Annotated in this window: 16 protein-coding genes and 1 pseudogene; 2 read left to right on the top strand and 15 right to left on the bottom strand. The window is 55.5% G+C overall.

Annotated elements, in window-relative coordinates:
* Positions 1-49: 49 nt before the first annotated feature.
* From Q2B33_RS01350 to Q2B33_RS01420, 15 genes are all read right to left on the bottom strand, one after another.
* A complete protein-coding gene (locus Q2B33_RS01350; RefSeq protein WP_300566975.1) occupies positions 50-445 on the bottom strand; it encodes an HAD hydrolase-like protein in 396 nt (131 codons plus the stop codon).
* Between the two features lie 118 nt (positions 446-563).
* Positions 564-788, bottom strand: a complete 225-nt coding sequence (locus Q2B33_RS01355) for a DUF6718 family protein (protein ID WP_296471655.1) — start codon at positions 786-788, stop codon at positions 564-566.
* 86 nt (positions 789-874) lie between these two features.
* Positions 875-1,510 carry a CPBP family intramembrane glutamic endopeptidase gene (locus Q2B33_RS01360; protein ID WP_300815099.1) on the bottom strand — a complete coding sequence of 212 codons (636 nt, stop codon included), beginning with the start codon at positions 1,508-1,510 and terminating at the stop codon, positions 875-877.
* 150 nt (positions 1,511-1,660) lie between these two features.
* Positions 1,661-2,881, bottom strand: coding sequence for an Rpn family recombination-promoting nuclease/putative transposase (locus Q2B33_RS01365; protein WP_296471659.1), 1,221 nt, complete (start codon positions 2,879-2,881; stop codon positions 1,661-1,663).
* A gap of 330 nt (positions 2,882-3,211) precedes the next feature.
* The gene (locus Q2B33_RS01370) at positions 3,212-3,700 is read right to left on the bottom strand and encodes an NAD(+) diphosphatase (RefSeq protein ID WP_296471661.1); all 489 of its coding nucleotides are present in this window, start codon (positions 3,698-3,700) and stop codon (positions 3,212-3,214) included.
* 13 nt (positions 3,701-3,713) lie between these two features.
* Positions 3,714-4,061, bottom strand: coding sequence for a VOC family protein (locus Q2B33_RS01375; protein WP_300566967.1), 348 nt, complete (start codon positions 4,059-4,061; stop codon positions 3,714-3,716).
* A 19-nt stretch (positions 4,062-4,080) separates the two neighbouring features.
* Positions 4,081-4,377, bottom strand: a complete 297-nt coding sequence (locus Q2B33_RS01380) for a glyoxalase/bleomycin resistance/extradiol dioxygenase family protein (RefSeq protein WP_300566964.1) — start codon at positions 4,375-4,377, stop codon at positions 4,081-4,083.
* A 338-nt stretch (positions 4,378-4,715) separates the two neighbouring features.
* Entirely contained in the window at positions 4,716-4,901 is a 186-nt protein-coding gene (locus Q2B33_RS01385; RefSeq protein WP_296476731.1) for a hypothetical protein, read from the bottom strand.
* A gap of 120 nt (positions 4,902-5,021) precedes the next feature.
* Positions 5,022-5,837 (bottom strand): 4'-phosphopantetheinyl transferase superfamily protein, encoded by an 816-nt coding sequence (locus Q2B33_RS01390; protein WP_300566959.1) that lies wholly within the window; start codon positions 5,835-5,837, stop codon positions 5,022-5,024.
* A 203-nt stretch (positions 5,838-6,040) separates the two neighbouring features.
* Positions 6,041-7,822: an aspartate--tRNA ligase gene (aspS, locus tag Q2B33_RS01395; RefSeq protein WP_300566956.1), complete on the bottom strand. Its 1,782-nt coding sequence runs from the start codon at positions 7,820-7,822 to the stop codon at positions 6,041-6,043.
* A gap of 73 nt (positions 7,823-7,895) precedes the next feature.
* Complete coding sequence (locus Q2B33_RS01400) at positions 7,896-8,351, bottom strand: GNAT family N-acetyltransferase (RefSeq protein ID WP_296476726.1); 456 nt, start codon at positions 8,349-8,351, stop codon at positions 7,896-7,898.
* A 48-nt stretch (positions 8,352-8,399) separates the two neighbouring features.
* Positions 8,400-9,662, bottom strand: a complete 1,263-nt coding sequence (gene hisS / locus Q2B33_RS01405; protein ID WP_300566951.1) for a histidine--tRNA ligase — start codon at positions 9,660-9,662, stop codon at positions 8,400-8,402.
* A gap of 270 nt (positions 9,663-9,932) precedes the next feature.
* The gene (locus Q2B33_RS01410) at positions 9,933-11,459 is read right to left on the bottom strand and encodes an AAA-like domain-containing protein (RefSeq protein ID WP_300566948.1); all 1,527 of its coding nucleotides are present in this window, start codon (positions 11,457-11,459) and stop codon (positions 9,933-9,935) included.
* A gap of 104 nt (positions 11,460-11,563) precedes the next feature.
* Entirely contained in the window at positions 11,564-12,802 is a 1,239-nt protein-coding gene (locus tag Q2B33_RS01415) for a nucleotide sugar dehydrogenase (protein ID WP_300566945.1), read from the bottom strand.
* 68 nt (positions 12,803-12,870) lie between these two features.
* A complete protein-coding gene (locus Q2B33_RS01420; RefSeq protein ID WP_296457917.1) occupies positions 12,871-13,470 on the bottom strand; it encodes a recombinase family protein in 600 nt (199 codons plus the stop codon).
* A gap of 306 nt (positions 13,471-13,776) precedes the next feature.
* Here Q2B33_RS01420 and Q2B33_RS01425 point away from each other — a divergent pair, with 306 nt between their 5' ends.
* Entirely contained in the window at positions 13,777-15,510 is a 1,734-nt protein-coding gene (locus Q2B33_RS01425) for a DUF4838 domain-containing protein (protein WP_300566941.1), read from the top strand.
* A gap of 360 nt (positions 15,511-15,870) precedes the next feature.
* Positions 15,871-16,588 (top strand): annotated as a pseudogene (locus Q2B33_RS01430) (hypothetical protein); the annotation flags it as partial.

Genomic DNA, 16,588 nt, shown 5'->3' on the forward strand with positions numbered 1-16,588 from the left:
GCTTTGTCACTTCCCTTCGGATGGCCAGACGTAAAACCGCCGGAGCAGCCTACGTCAGCGCCTCCATTTGCCGCCTTAATTCATTCCAATCTGCTACAGTCAGGATATTTTTAGCTGTGGAATGCCCTTTTTCCATGAAATGACTTTCTTCCATGGATTGCCCTTCTTCCATTTTATACGGCATGTCGACAGCTCCTATGTACCATACTGGCAGCAGGCCCGCATTCAAGGAGCCTTTCACATCGCATTCAAACTGATCCCCGATGTACCAGACTTCATCCGGTGGCAATCCGGCTTTCTCCAAGGCCAAATCAAATATCCTTTTATTTGGTTTGCGTTTTATGCCCTCTGTGGGCGTTCCCAGAGCGGCAGCATTCCAGAATACTGTATCAGTTTCAGTGTCTCTCAGTGCGATTTCTATCCCCAGTGATTCATAAAGTAGCATGCTGTAAGACAGCCGCTGTTCCCTTTATTCCATCAAATCTCTGCTCTGCAATCAGGGTCTGTCCATAGTCAAATAGTATCATTTGGGGTGTTTTCATGTGATTTTTCTCAATTCCCTTCTACAGGCTCAGGACACGCGCCTGAAATTCTTCCTTGCTTTCCAAAATTTCGTAAGGTTCATATTCTCCATAGGCACTGGGACGGCTGATTGTAACAAGCAGCACGCCATTCTCTCCTATTTGTTTTTGTAGCTTTTCCGTAAAATCTGCTAATGCTTTCCCATGCCTGGTCTTTACTGCAATACACCCTCTTTTATCAAATTCTTTTGCAATGAGATAACACATGAATGAACACCTCCTCAAACTGCTGCTCGCTTGGTATTTTACCACTCTCATACTCACTTCGCAATTTGTATAAAAAGACGGAGCGGTCAGGTAAATGCTTCCAGCATCCAGTCGTAATAAAAATGGGCAAGGATGGGATTCCATACAGTCCCGCTTCTTCTAAGCATCACTGAGAACAGTATGCCGTAGGTAAAAGCAGATATGCTTTGGGTCAGGATTCCCATCCAATCGAACTGGCCGTACAAGAGCAGTTTTATAAAATAGGCCGGCCAATGGAGCGCTGCGAACAGGAATGCGGATGAAATCAGCGCCGCTTTATCGGAGCGGACTTTCCGCAGCAGATTATATCCCCAGCCGCGGAATACGGCTTCCTCCCCAATCCCCACAAGCAGGAGCTTGATTGTCAGGAGCAGGAGAGGTTCTCTGGTCATGTGCCAGGAGCCGTAGTTTACAGCCATCGCTGCCAGGGCATATGCTGTAGTCAGCGCCAGAAAGGCCAGAAAGACCGGCTCCGCCTTTGGCATGGAGAATAATTGCTTTCTGCCCCATGTGAGGCTCCTGTCGAATCTATAGGTCAAAAGAAACGCCGGGAGCATCCAGAGGATTCTGCTGAAGTAAGCGTACAGATATTTGCCAAATCTATATCTGTCTGCCGGGAAAAGGCAAGCACTATAATTCCAGGCATCCGTCACTATCGCCCACAGGACAATGAATCCTACCATGGACAAAAGGGCTGACAGAGTCTGCTTTTTGCCATATTCTCTTTGGTGTAAGATTTCTTTGGATTCCATATTTTCGTCTTCCTTATTCTAGGCTCCATTTAACATTTTGGAGCTGCACGGAAAGCCTATCCTTACAGGGGCAGTACAGCGTCATCCATTCGGAGAGTTCTTTTTCTCAGGTATATCGGTTGGCTCTTTCCAGTAGATTTCTACTTTTTTCTGCGCCTCTTCCATGGTCATGTCCTTTTTGTCCCTAAGGCTCTGCATGGCAGCATCCATTGATGCGCCCAGATCCTGGCAGAGCTCAACGAGCAGCTTTATGCTGTTTTCCTCTGCAATGTCTGCGCGCTTCTTCTCTTTTTCGGCACGGTTCCTCTCCTCAGCTGCCTGCTTCTCCGCTTCATTGGCACGGACATTCGCTTCATCGGCCCTTTGCTTCTCTAAGGCCGTATTCCTCCGCTCGGCCTGTATGTCCATTTTTTCCATGTTTTCAAATAGCTCGCCCATCTTCTTTTCCCTCACCTTGTCAGTCAGTCTCTCCGTCTCCGGCACAGGTACATTCATCTTTAGCAAAAACGCCCGCAGCACATTCGCGATGATATTCACCAGATGCTCCGGTGAGTCCTTTAGAATCTCTTCAATCTCTTTGCCGGGCAGCTGGCGGAAATTCACGATGTCCTCGGCTGTCTGCAGCTTGTTGATCATCATTACGAGACTTATCTCGTCCTTTTTCTCCATCAGCATCTCGTTGCTGTAGTCCCGCAGCGGCACCAGATAATACTCGAAATTCGGAAGATATTTTTCGAAAATGCTTCCCTCACGGATACGGCTGCGGAAATCCCGCGGGACATTCCAGCTCTTTGCACCCTCATAGTATATGATTGGCAGAATGGGCGGATACAGAAAATCCTCCCGCTTCGCCATGCCTTTTTGGATGCTCTCCGCCTCTTTCTCATAAGTCTCCCAGATATAGACCATGTAGCGAAACACCTGCATGCACACATTATAGTCCGGCGCTGTCTTGTGCTCTATCAATGACACTAGGAAGAACGGGGCGCTCCCGCCACCCACATGTACGCGCTTTACCCTGTCAGAATTGCGTTCTTCCGCAAACAATGTCACATACTGCTCCGACACGTCCTCGATGTCCTCAGGGCGGATGCCTTTCATGTAGGGCAGATCGACATAGTCCCGCAGGAACTGGGAGCATAATGTGTGGTCGTCAAAGATGACCTTGCCGCCGCTGTCCCTGACCTGAGAGTTCAGCACTATGTCCTTTGGCTCTGCCACCTTGTGCAGCGCCTGTGTGGCCGGAACCATCGATGTCCTCTTCTTCGCTTTTTTTACCCTTCTCTTTTTCGTCCGTTTCATACATACCTCCTGTCTTTTCCGGCAGGCAGATGGGAAACAGACGGCTTAAGCCTCTCCGCGTCTGCCTGCTCTCTGATGATGAATGGGTTACTTCAGGCAAAACGCCTAGATCAATGCCACAGGGCAGAAAGCTTTGGGACTACCAGCATCTGCCCTCATGAAAAATAGATTTTCTGAAGTGATTTCATCATAACATATGCGGGGATGGATTGCAATAAGATTTTCTGTTACATAGGGACAACTGCGTCATCGGCGCTGGCATCGTGGTCACAAGGGACATCCCCGCTGACAGTTCAGGCGGCGTTCCATACCGCCGCCTGATCATAAGTCCTAATCCTCCGTCACCGCTCTTACCAGCTGCCATGCAATGCTGCCCTCCCGCAGCAGCCCCGGGGCATCCTCAAGCTTCACCCACTCCGCGGCATCCACTTCCCCCGACAGCACAAAATCCGCTTTTTCAGCCACAGCCCTGAATCCAAGCATCAGCATCTCCTTTTTCTCATAGGGGTAGCTTTTCACGAACTCTACGGATTTTACTTTCAGCCCTAATTCCTCGCCCACCTCGCGTATCACCGTCTCCTCTGCGGATTCTCCGAGCTTCATGATTCCGGCGACGCATACGTGGTTCGTCTGGGAGACATAATTCTGCCGCAGCAGCGCTATCTCGCCGCATTCATTTACCACTGCGGCGATGATGCTGGTGGTGAACATGTCCCACAGGGGCACTTCGCACTGCGTGCAATAGGGTATCAGCCCCTCGTCTCCAATCTGTTTTCTTTCTGCCTTTTTCCCGCAATGGGGACAATACTGAAAATGCATATAGGCTCCTTCGCTATCTGTCGAAGCTTCTCAGATATACCACATTCCCGTCAGGGTCGTAGAAGCTCATGTTCACCGCTCCCCATGGACGTTTTGTCGGTTTTTCGATTATTTCTACTCCTAATCTTAAAACCTTCTGGTACTCCCTGTCCATATCGTCCACGGTGAAGGCGATACAGATATTTTGGTTATTGTTGTTTTTTGCCGAGCCATCATTGTAGATGGTCAGCATGGTCTCTTCCGCAATGATTGTCTGATGCACTTCGTCCCTGCTGCCGTTCTCTGTTTCCAGCAGGGCTTTGTAGAAATCAGCCAATGCGATGACGTCATTTGTCAGTAGCCCAACCTCTCCCAAGCGCATATGTGCCTCCCTTCTGTCCTTACTGTTTCGCCGGATTCGGGCATGTGATGATCCAGGTAAAGCCGAAGCGGTCTTTCGTTATGGAGCCGCATCCGGCATCGTCCGGTTCCGGGTGGGGCCTTAATGGCGTGAGTATAGTTCCGCCTTGTGCCAACGCGGCTATGGCGTGCAGGGCTTTGGCCTCTGAGTCCATGTGAATCATCAGTTTTATGTCTGTGTTCACCTCCGCAGAGGCAAAGGCGTCTCCTGCCGCCATGTGGGTGCTGCCGATGGCAAATTCCACGTGCATGACCTTTCCAATCTGCTCCGGCGTCATGTCAAAATTTTCATAAAACCTGCCCTTTCCTCGCTTGTCTGTTTTGTGGCTCGAATCAATTGAGTGTCTTTGCATCATGCCACAGCGCTTGAAACGCGCTGATTTGAATCAGCGCCAACATTCCAAATAGCATTTTTACCTCGCAAGCGTTTTCGCACAGTCTGACGGCTGCCGGAATATAATATAGGGAAAGACCCCAGCCGGAGGTGGGCCATGGCCATTACATCTTTGGATATCTTAAACCTCTCACATTCCCTCAAAGATATCTGCGAGGTGAACTGCAATACGCCGGAATGTCTCTCCCAGACCCTGAAGCTTCTGATGCAGTACAATCTGATTCAGGCCAACCTGCAGTTCAGTAAGCAGTTCGGGCCGCCCTGCCTTCCCACAGTCTGTCCGCCTGCCCAGGCCTTGTCTACGCCATCGGCTCCTTCGCCGACTCCTTCATCGGCTCTTTCAGGCCCTGCCGCGTCCCAGGCCGCTGCTTCCAGGCCTGCCGCCCCCGAAACTCCAGGTACGTCCACGCCCGCGCTCTCCGCCCCAAATCCGGCTCCGGCTTCGAATCCCGATACCCCTCCTCAGAGGCCTCCCATCCGGCTGGACATTGGCGATCCGTTCCTGGCTGACTATGAAAAATAGACAGGTCAGCCATACCGGCAAAGGGCGATGCTGTACCCCTCTATGCCGTCATGTTCCTCCCACAGCAGACGCTTCCCATCCAGCCGGACAGTCGTCATTTGCGCTTCTCCACGGGCTGAAGCCATCCCCCGCGGAACCAGCGTCCTGCCCGGGCCGCTTCCGTTTTTTGACGCCGCAGCCTTTTCGGACAGGTTTTCGGGATATACGTCCTCTCCGGGCAGGAGGTCCGCACTCAGCGTCGCCGCGATGCCTTTTCCGGTCAGCTTCCCATAGGCCTCCTTCCTGGCCCACAGCCTGTAGAACAATCCTTCCCGCTTCTCCCGTTCCTCTCCTGCCTGCTCCAGCGCTGCCGCTTCCCGCTCCGAAAAGAATCGCCTGGCAAGCTTCTCCACGTTCTTTCCGCAGTGCTGCTGGATGTCCGCCCCGATTTCCTCCGAGGAGATGACGCAGAGGACATAGCCCCCGGAATGGGACAGGTTGAAATAGAAGGGCAAATCCCTGAAATAAGGCTTCCCTTCTTTCCCATAGACATAGGCAAGGGACACCGGCGGTTTCCCATCCAGGCTCTCCAGTAATTGTTTGACGGAATATCGTTTTATTCCGATATTATCTCCGGACACAGCCGCCACCGCCTCCCGCACCCCAATCTGCAGCAGCAGCCCCGCACCCAGGCTGGCAGCCCGCGCCCGGCCCGGCCTCATGCGCCGAGCCTTCTCCCCGCGCTCTTCATCCACACGCAGAAAAGCCCTCGCAAGAAGGGCTTCTCCGTTTTCCGCATCCATGAATTCCTCTATATCCAGAAGATACCTCGCAACATACATCTCCGACTCCGTCAATGGCCCAGCACCCCGATGCATGAATCCTTGCGCAGTCAGCCCTGGCTGTCCACCCCATTACCGCGTTGTCGTCAGTCGCCGACGCCTTGTGCTCGCTTCCTTCCTCCGCCTTGTCCTGGCACGGACATCAAGCGCCGATTGCTCGGGAATTCGCGCATCAACATACCGGGAACCGTCATAAAAGTTCCTTACTCCGCCACCTGCAGATGCAGCTCCTCCAACTGCTTTGCATCCACCGTGCCGGGAGCCTCGGACATGAGGCAGGAGGCATCCTTGATCTTCGGGAAGGCGATTACATCCCGGATATTGTCCGTCTGGGCCAGCAGCATCACGAACCGCTCCAGTCCGATGGCCAGGCCCGCGTGGGGCGGCACGCCGTATTTGAAAGCGTCTATCAGGAAACCGAACTGCTCATGGGCCTGCTCTTTCGTAAAGCCCAGAGCCTGGAACATCCTCTCCTGGATGTCATCCTGGAAGATACGGACACTCCCGCCCCCCAGCTCCATGCCATTGACCACGATATCATAGGCTTTCGCCCGCACCTTCCCCGGATCCGACTCCAGAATCTCCAGATCCTCCTCCATGGGCATGGTGAACGGATGGTGCATGGCCACGTACCGCTCCTCCTCGTCGCTCCACTCGAACTGAGGGAACTCCGTCACCCAGAGGAAATTGTACTGGTTGGGGTCCAGCATCCCGAGCTGCCTTGCCAGCTCCACCCGCAGAGCCCCCAGCACGGACCACACCAGCTTCAGCTTATCCGCCGCGAAGAGGAGCAGGTCTCCCGGCTCTCCTGCCATGGCCGCCACCAACTCTTTCAGCTCTTCCTCTGTCATGAATTTGGCAAAGGAGGACTTGTAGCTTCCGTCCGGCAGCACTGCCAGATACGCCAGCCCCTTCACGCCGTAGCCCTTGGCGAACTCCACCAGAGCGTCAATCTTCTTCCTGGGCATCTCCGCCTGGCCCTTCACATTGATGCCGCGGACGCTCCCGCCCGCCTCCAGCGCGCCTGTGAACACGCCGAAGCCGCAGCCCTTCACCGTTTCCGACACATCTGTCAGTTCCATGCCGAACCTGGTATCCGGCTTGTCGGAGCCGAAACGGTTCATGGCCTCGTCCCAGGTCATGCGCTTCAGAGGCAGGGGCACCTCCAGGCCCACGGTCTCCTTGCAGACTTTCGCCACCATCCGCTCGGTGACGTCCAGCACGTCCTCCTGGTCCACGAAGGACATCTCCAGGTCGATCTGGGTGAATTCCGGCTGCCTGTCCGCCCGCAGGTCCTCGTCCCGGAAGCACCTGGCAATCTGGAAATACCTGTCGTACCCGGAGCACATCAACAGCTGCTTGAAAATCTGGGGCGACTGGGGCAGGGCATAGAAGCAGCCCTGGTGGATGCGGCTGGGCACCAGATAGTCCCTGGCCCCCTCCGGGGTGGACTTGTTCAGGATAGGGGTCTCCACCTCCAGGAATCCCTCCTCCTCCAGGAAGGCATGGACAGCCGCCGTCATCCGGCTGCGCAGCATCAGGTTCCTCTGCAGGTCCGGCCTGCGAAGGTCAAGATAACGGTATTTCAAACGAAGTTCTTCTTTCGTCCGTGAATTCTCTTCCACAGGGAAAGGCGGCGTCTCCGCCTCGGACAGAATCCTCAGGCTCTCCGCCCGGACCTCGATCTCCCCGGTGGCCAGGTTCGCGTTCACGGCCCCGGCCCGCTTCTCCACCCTGCCCGTCACGGCGGCCACGAACTCGCTGCGCAGCCTCTCCGCCTTGGCGAAATGCTCCGCCCCGCAGTCCGCCTCCTCGAAAATCACCTGCAGGATGCCTGCCCTGTCCCGGAGGTCTACGAAGATGATGCCTCCCTTGTTGCGCTGCTTCTGGACCCAGCCCATGACCGTGACCTGTTCCCCGATGTTCGCCGCGGAAAGCTCCCCGCAGCGGTGCGTCCTCCTCAATCCTTTCATTGACTCTGCCATTTCATTTCCTCGATTTCTGTCCTTTTTTCTTGCAGGACGTTCTTATTTTTATGTTTTTTCGGCAATCCGTTTTTCACCCGCAGATTCGGCGTTCCAGCAGACAAAGGTACTCTGTGGTGCCCTCTTCCAATTTCTTTGTATCGGTCCTGTAAAAGCCATGGCGCTGATAAAAGCGGATGGCATCCTCATTCTTCTCAAGGGCCCACAGGAAGCTTACGGAGAATTGATTTACTGCAAATTCTATCAGCTCCGCACCTATGCCCTGCCCCTGGAAGAACCAGTCCACATACAGCTCCCTGATCTCCGTGCCCTCCACATGGATCATCCCCTTCACAATCCCGTCGTCATAGACCCATATCTGTGAGAGGATATCAGGCGCCCCGTATTCTTCCGCCACCGACAGCACCTGCAGTTCCCCGAAGGAATAGGCATCGTTTCGGAAAATAGGGCGATACTTTATCCGCTTCACGAAAACCAGGATCTCCGCAATCCTGGAGAGGTCCTGAGCCGTTGCCCTTCGTATGTTCATTTCTTCCCTCCAGCTCCCCAGTACCCCGGCGCATGAATCCTTGAACAATCAGTTCTTCAAAGCTTCCTTATAGAACTCCAGGAACTCCCCGTACCCTTGTGCCGTCAACTGCTCCTTCTGGAACTTCTTGTTCTTGTTCATGCGGGCCACCAGCACCTGCTGCCCCTGGGCCCTGGCCTCCTGGGCTTTTGCGATCACATCGCACAGGGCCTGTCCTTCCACGCCCTTCTCCACCAGATAGGCCACCCTCTTCGGCGCATCCGGCACCCGGAAACCGCTTTCCGTCAGCAGCAGGATGATTCTTTCAAAACCGATGGAGAATCCGCAGGCCGGCACCTCCTTGCCCGTGAACTTCCCCACCATGGCGTCATACCGCCCTCCGCCGCCGCAGCTGCCCCCGAACTCCGGGATGGCGATCTCGAAGATCGTACCCGTGTAATAGGACATGCCCCGCACCAGCGTGGGATCGAAGACGGTCTCGAACCCTGTCTCCTTGGTGGCCTGTACGCTGTCGATGATCTCCCGCAGCCCCTCCGTGACGGAAGCGTCCATCACGCCGGAAAGCGCCTCCCCCAGATAGGCCACGCCGTCCTCCGCCTTCTCCAGGTTCTGATATAATTCCAGATATTTATCTACGGTATTCCCGTCAAATCCGTTCTCCAGAAGTTCCGCCCTCACGCCCTCCAGGCCAATCTTGTCCATTTTGTCCAGGGTGATGAAGACATTGTCGTAAGCCTCCTCCGGAAAACCGCTGTAGGCCGCCATGGCCTTTAAGATCCTTCTGTCGTTTATCCGTATCTCGAAGCCCCTGAACCCAAGCTTTGTCAAAGTGGTGGTGGTGGCCAGGATCAGCTCGATTTCCGCCAGGTTGGAGGGCTCTCCGAAGATATCGATGTCGCACTGCATGAACTGGCGGAAACGCCCTCTCTGGGGCCTGTCCGCACGCCACACATTGCCGATCTGGAGAGCCTTGAAGGGGGAGGGGAGCTGGGCGGCATTGTTGGAATAATACCGCACCAGGGGCACGGTCAGGTCATAGCGCATCCCGAAGTCCACCACGTCCTCCTCTTCCTGTGCCTGGGCCACATTCAGCTTCTCCCCGCGCTTCAGGACCTTGAATATCAGTTTTTCGTTATCTCCTCCCTGTTTGTTCGTCAAATTCGCGATATTCTCCATACAGGGGGTCTCTATGGAGGTGAATCCGAATCTGCCGTAGGTCTCCTTAATCACGCCGATCACATAATCCCTTATCCGCATCTCCTCCGGCAGAATATCCCTCATGCCTGTCACAGGCTTCTTGCTAAGCGCCATACTTCCCGTCGGACCGCTTTCATCCGACCTCCTCCTCTCTGTTTTCCTTATCCGGGGCACTCCCCCCCACAGGCCCCGCTTTCCGGGCCTTTTATACTGCATACCGCTGAATACTGCCTAATGCAATCATGCGATTGAACCGGTCAGCGTTATGCAGTCTGATTTCACGGCAAGTGAAATCGTTAAGCAGTATATCTTATCCATGATATCTTTTTTGGCGGTGGCTGTCAAGAAATATGTCCGCCGGAAAACGTGACCTCCCGTCCGGTATCACACGATGACGGAATATATCGTTCTTCCCTCCGCCACGCTCCTCTTTCCGGTATACTCCTCTCCAATCCTCTCCCGCCCGTCATTGAAACAGAACGTCAACAGCCAGCCCTGCTCCTGCCCTCTGCCCTCCATATATGCCGACAACTGGGCCAGTCCTTCCGAAAATCGTTTCGGGCCATGCCACACCTTCAGCTCCAGAATATATTCCCGCTTGCCGTAGAAGACGACGATGTCCATCCTGGCGCTGTCCCTGGTCTCCGGCTCCACCACATAATGTCCCGTACCGTTGATGATCGGCTTCAGGAAAGCCAGGAACAGCAATCTGCCCTGTCGCTCCAGGAACGCGTCATCCCTCTTCCTGTATTCCGCGTCCATAAAATCCCGGAACCCCAGCAGAATCCCCTCCATGTCCAGGCTTCCCTCTTCGGTGACAAAGCGGCTTCTCGGTATGGGGAGCCTGCGCTGTTCCATCAGCATTCCGGCAATCAGGTGGTCGTAGATATAGATTTCGAAAATGATATTGGATATCTTACAGATTCCATCCTCCTCCGCAAGGATGCCGAATGTCACGCCGAGATCGATTTCCGGGTTTGACAGCTTATAGGGAATCTGCCTGCCCTCCAGCAGGATTCCTTCCACAAGCCTTCTGAACCTGTCATTATTCTCAATGTTCTTGACCACATCGTCGAACAGCGTGTTCGTGCCCTTCAGGATCTCCCGCACCGCTGTGCGTATGCCCTCTTTTGTCCAATATTCCGGAAGCTCCACGATTTCCGGAAGCCTCTCGTCCAGCCAGAGGCAGATCAGGCTGACCAGGAAGGGATATCCTCCGGTGTACCTGTAGATTTCCTCCGCCATCCCCTCCGCCTCGAGAGAGATGCCCTTTTCCGCTCTGTACTCCCGAAGCATGGAACAGATCTCCGGGACGGACAGCCTCATGTCCACCGGGAAATCCACCGCCACGTTCCAGGGCGAATTATACTTTCTCTCTTCGTCCGGCCGATATTTTATCTTCAAATTTTTGATATCGTAGACACCCGCAAGGATCACGCTCTTGAAAGTGACTGTCCCGAACGCCCGCTCCAGATACAATTCCCGCAACAGCCCCAGGAAATTCAGGAACATCTGATTATCCGTGCTTTTGTCCACCTCATCGATGAACAGGAGCACCTCCCTGTCAGCCTGGGCACAGAACGCCGTGATGCGCTCCTTTAAGGTGTCCAGGTTCTCTTCCGGTGCAAAAGTATCCCACAGCTTTCCCTGAGCCTCATGGTAGCCGGACATCCGAAGCCCTCTTGCGAATCTGGAACAAATCCTGCGGACAAAAGTGTCTTCTGTCCCAAAGGCCTCGCTCCCCATTCCCTCGAAGCTGGTATTGATTACGATATACCGCTCTTTCAGCCGTCTCCACAACAGCATGAGCGTTGTCGTCTTTCCGTACTGCCTGGCACGGTTCATGACAAAATAGGAATCCTGCTCAATCAGGCGCACAATCCTGTCAATTTTGTCCGATGTGTCGGCCATAAAGTGCTTTTCCGGAATACATGTCCCCGCAACATTGAATCTCCTGTCCATACGGCTCTCCCTAACCCAATCCCCGGATGCCCCGGCGGAACTGTCCGGCCCTGTCAATCCCTCCGGAACAGGTCCCTGGTGTACACCTTGTCCGCCACCCTGTCCAGGCAGACGTCATAGCGGTTGGCGATGATGCAGTCCGACAGGCGGAAGAATTCCTCCAGGTCGTTCACCACCAGGCTGCCGAAGAAGGTGCTCCCGTCCTCCAGGGTGGGCTCGTAGATCACGATGTTCGCGCCCTTCCCCTTGATGCGCTTCATGACCCCCTGGATGGAGCTCTGGCGGAAGTTGTCGCTGTTGCTCTTCATGGTCAGGCGGTAGACGCCTACAGTCGTAGTCCTCTCATAGGAGCGGTCATAGTCCAGCCGTCCCGAATAAGAGTAATACCCGGCCTTCTTCAGCACCTGGTCCGCCACGAACTCCTTCCTGGTGCGGTTGGACTCCACGATGGCCTCGATCAGGTTCTCCGGGATATCGCTGTAATTGGCCAGAAGCTGCTTGGTGTCCTTGGGCAGGCAGTAGCCGCCGTAGCCGAAGGAAGGATTGTTGTAATGGTCCCCGATCCGGGGATCCAGGCACACGCCCTCTATGATCTGCCTGGCGTCCAGCCCCTTCACCTCCGCGTAGGTGTCCAGCTCGTTGAAGAAGCTCACCCGCAGGGCCAGGTAGGTATTGGCGAAGAGCTTCACCGCCTCCGCCTCCGTACTCCCGGTGAGGAGGACCGGCACGTCCTCCTTCAATGCCGCCTCGGACAGAAGCCCCGCGAAGGCTTCGGCCCGGGCTCTCGTCCCTTCCTTTTCCGCATCATATCCCACGATGATCCTGGAGGGGTGCAGATTGTCGTACAGCGCCCTGGTCTCCCGCAGGAACTCCGGGCTGAACAGGATGCGGTCCGTCCCCTTCCGCGCGTTCAGCTGGGCCGTATATCCCACCGGGATGGTGGACTTTATCACCACCGTGGCCCGTTCGTTGGCCTTCAGGGCCGCGTCCACCACGCCCTCCACCGCCGATGTATCGAAGTAGTTGGTCCTGCTGTCATAGTTGGTGGGAGCCGCCACCACGATGATGTCCGCGTCCCGGTAGGCATTGTCCGCGTCCGTGGTAGCCGTCAGGTGCAGCTCCCTGTCCCGCAGATACTCTTCCAGCTCCTTATCCTTGATGGGCGAGCGCCTCTCATTGATCAGTTTCACCTTTTCAGGAAGGATATCCAACGCCGTCACTGTATTCTCCTGGGCCAGCAGCACCGCCAGCGACAGGCCCACGTAGCCTGTTCCCACAACCGTAATATTCATATCCGTCCGTTCCTCCTGCTTCTATAATCTATAGATTCCAACATTATATCACAAGAGAAAATCAAAGTCTACTCTTCCTTCCGATATCCGGCCTTGCGGTAGAAGGAGGTGGAGGGCATGTTGCACTGCCTGGCCGCCTCCTTCCCGGATATCTCCTTCGCGGCCCACCTCCCGCGGATCTCCTCGAAATTCTCCGGCAGGGGCTTCTCGGGCCTGCCGAAGCGCACGCCCCGGATCTTCGCGGCCTCGATGCCCTCCCGCTGCCTCTCGCGGATGTTCTTCCGCTCGTTCTCCGCCACGAAGGACAGCACCTGCAGCACGATGTCGCTCAGGAACGTCCCCACCAGATCCTTCCCCCGCCTGGTGTCCAAAAGCGGCATGTCCAGCACCACGATGTCCACCTTTTTCTCCTTGGTCAGGACTCTCCACTGCTCCAGCACCTCCCCGTAGTCCCTGCCTAGACGGTCGATGCTCTTGATATAGAGCAGGTCGTCCGGCCGGAGGCGCTTCAGGAGCTTGCGGTACATAGGCCGGTTGAAGTCCTTGCCGGACTGCTTGTCCACATAGATGTTCCGCTCCGGCACCTGTACCCCGCTCATGGCGATCATCTGCCTGTCCTCATTCTGTTCCTTTGTGCTCACCCGCACATACCCGTATCGGTCTCCCATACACTTCTCGCTTCTCCTTTGTATTCGTGCAGACCCTTTCCGCGGCAGCCACGCGGGAAGGCCTTATGATATAAAAAGGACAACCGTTAACCGATTGCCCCTTTTACCCCTATTCTGCATGTTTACGTCCACCACGGCAGAAGCCCTGACGATCCGTTGCCATACCGTATATACTACCCTTTTCCCGGCCGTGAATCAAGTCCCTTTTCGGACAAATTCTGCTTGACATGTGTCTAAAAGCCAAGGTATGCTAAATATGTAAATTTTCTTTTCTAATTCACGAATCGGCGAAAGGAAGGGACGACTATGAAGACCAGAATCTATCAGGATGGGAAATCCATCCGCATCCGGGTGGCATCGGACGCCACCCCCCAGGAGACCTGCGCAGCCCAGGAGCTGGGCAGCTATCTGGAGCGGATGACCTCCGCGGCCTTTGACGCCGCGGAGGCGGATTATGACGGGCCTGTCATCGCAATCGGGAGAGCCGCGGAAAGGTACGGCGTATCCTTTGACGGGGGGGACGACGACTTCCTCCTGAAAACCGTTGGGGAGAATCTGTGCATCGCAGGCGGCAAGCGCGGCGTCATCTACGGCGTGTACGAGGTCCTGGAAAGGCTGGGCTGCCGTTTCTTTACCGCCACCTGCGAGAAAGTGCCCTTTGCGGACGAGCTTGTGCTGGAGGAACTGGACGAAGCCCACAGTCCGGACTTCACATACAGGGAGCACAATTATTACGAGCCCCGGGTCTATGCGAAGTTCGCCGTCAAGTCCCGCCTCAACGGCCAGCAGCATCCCATCAGCGAGAAATACGGCGGGCATATCCAGTATTCCTGGTTCGTGCATTCCTTTGAGAATATCGTCTCCCCGGAGGAATACGGCGAGACCCATCCCGAATACTTCGCCATGGACAAGGAGGGCGTCCGCATGCTCACCCCCTATAAGAACCAGCTCTGCCTGAGCAACCCGGAGCTGGTGCCCATCGCGGTGGCCGCCGTGCGAAAGAACCTCACGGAGCACCCGGAGGCGGAGATCGTCTCCATCTCCCAGAACGACTGGAGCCTGGACTGCCAGTGTCCCGAGTGCCGCCGCATCAATGAGGAGGAGGGCGCGTCCTCCGGCACGCTGATCCGCTTCGTGAACGCCGTCGCCGAAGAGCTGGAGCCGGAGTTCCCCAGGGTGACCTTCGACACCCTGGCCTATCAGTACACCAGGAGCGCCCCCAAGGTAAGGCCCCGCCACAATGTGTGCGTGCGCCTGTGCTCCATCGAGTGCTGCTTCGCCCACGCCTTCGAGGAGTGCTCCAGAGAGCGGAACATGGCATTCGTAAAGGACATCCGGGACTGGCACGGGACCGGCGCGCAGCTCTATATCTGGGACTACACCACCTGCTTCAACTACTATCCCACGCCCCATCCCAACTGGCGCTCCCTGCAGCCCAACATGCGCCTGTTCCGGGAGAACGGCGCCAAGGGCGTCTTCGAGCAGGCCTGCGGCGCGCTGCGGGGTTCCACGGACCTGAATGAGCTGCGGGCCTATCTCATCTCCAAGCTGCTGTGGGACGCGGATACCGATGTAGACCGCCATATGGAGGAATTCACGGATTACTATTACGGGGAGGGCGGGAAATATATCCGGCAGTACATCCGTCTCCTCTGCGATACCGCCAGAAAGGAAGACGACCACGTAGGCTTCAATGACAAGCCTCTGCACAGATTCCTGGACGAGGCTTATCTGGATCAGTACGACACCCTGTTGTCCCAGGCCAGGGAAGCCGTAAAAGACGACGCCATACGCCTCTGGCGGGTGGAAAAGGCCCGTCTCTCCATCCGCTACGTGCGGCTCATGCGGGGTTTCCTGTTGAAGCAGGAGCTGCCGAAGGAGGAGCTGAACCGCTTCTTCTCCGACTGGGAAAGCTTCGGGCTCACCCGCATGGAGGAATGGTGCAGCCCGAATACCACCCGCAAGGCCCTGCTGCGCGGGAAGCCTGTAGGGGCGATGCTATACTCCTACTGGGCCGACGAGGGGCCGGAGGAGCTGTAAGCTGTAGTACATGGCCCCACATTCCATGTAGATTGCCAATGTCAGACGGCTGGCGCACAACTGTGCCAGCCGTTTCCTTTAAGGCTGATGGAGTCCAACAGCCGGTCCACCCTGTCCCGCTCTTCCGCATCTACCCGCATCTGATATTTCCCTCAAGATACGGTTTTTCATATTCAGGAGATTGGTCAAAAAATGTTGTATAGACCGCCGGATTGCCAGAACTGATGACATCATGAAGGAAGAAGGCAAAATGAATCAGTGTCTGTGAGGAATCAGAATTGATTTCAGCGCTTCCTTATGTTATAGTATCCTTAGATGGAAAAATATGGTAGAAATACGTTTTGAAAGGAAAGGGTGGAAATGAAAAGAGTCTTATCAGCCATTGCGTTTGTATCGATTGCCATGATAACAGGCAGCATTGTCTCCTATGCGGTGAACAGAAGTTCCGTGGAAGTCCCGGACGAGGCACAGGAGAGACAGGCAATCTTTTCCTGCACGGTTTCCGGATGTACACAGACGGAGGCGCATATGCATGGCCTCTGCGGCATCAACGGCTGTACGCTCACAGGCGAGCACAGCCACGGCAGATGCAGCATTGCGGGATGTACCGAAACGGCAGCGCACATGCATGATGGGGCGCACTACTATCCGCACACCGATGACGACGGCCATGGGTATCATAACTGCGGTTTGCCGGGGTGCAGCCTGGAAACCGTTCACACACATGGGACCTGCGGCATCGACGGCTGTACCATGACAGGCGCGCACAGCCACGAAAAATGCAGCATTGCGGGATGTACCGAGACAGAAGTTCACATGCACGACGGGGTGTACTGCTATCCGCACACCGCTGACGATGGCCATGGGTATCATAACTGCGGTTTGCCGGGGTGCAGCCTGGAGGCCGTTCATACACACGGGGCCTGCGGCATCGACGGCTGTACCATGACAGGCGAACACAGCCACGGCAGATGCGGCATTGCGGGGTGTACCGAGACAGAAGTGCACATGCACGACGGGGAATACTGCTATCCGCACACCGCTGACGATGGCCATGGGTATCATAACTGCGGTTTGC

Source organism: uncultured Acetatifactor sp., from assembly GCF_948601915.1.
GTDB lineage: Bacteria > Bacillota > Clostridia > Lachnospirales > Lachnospiraceae > Acetatifactor.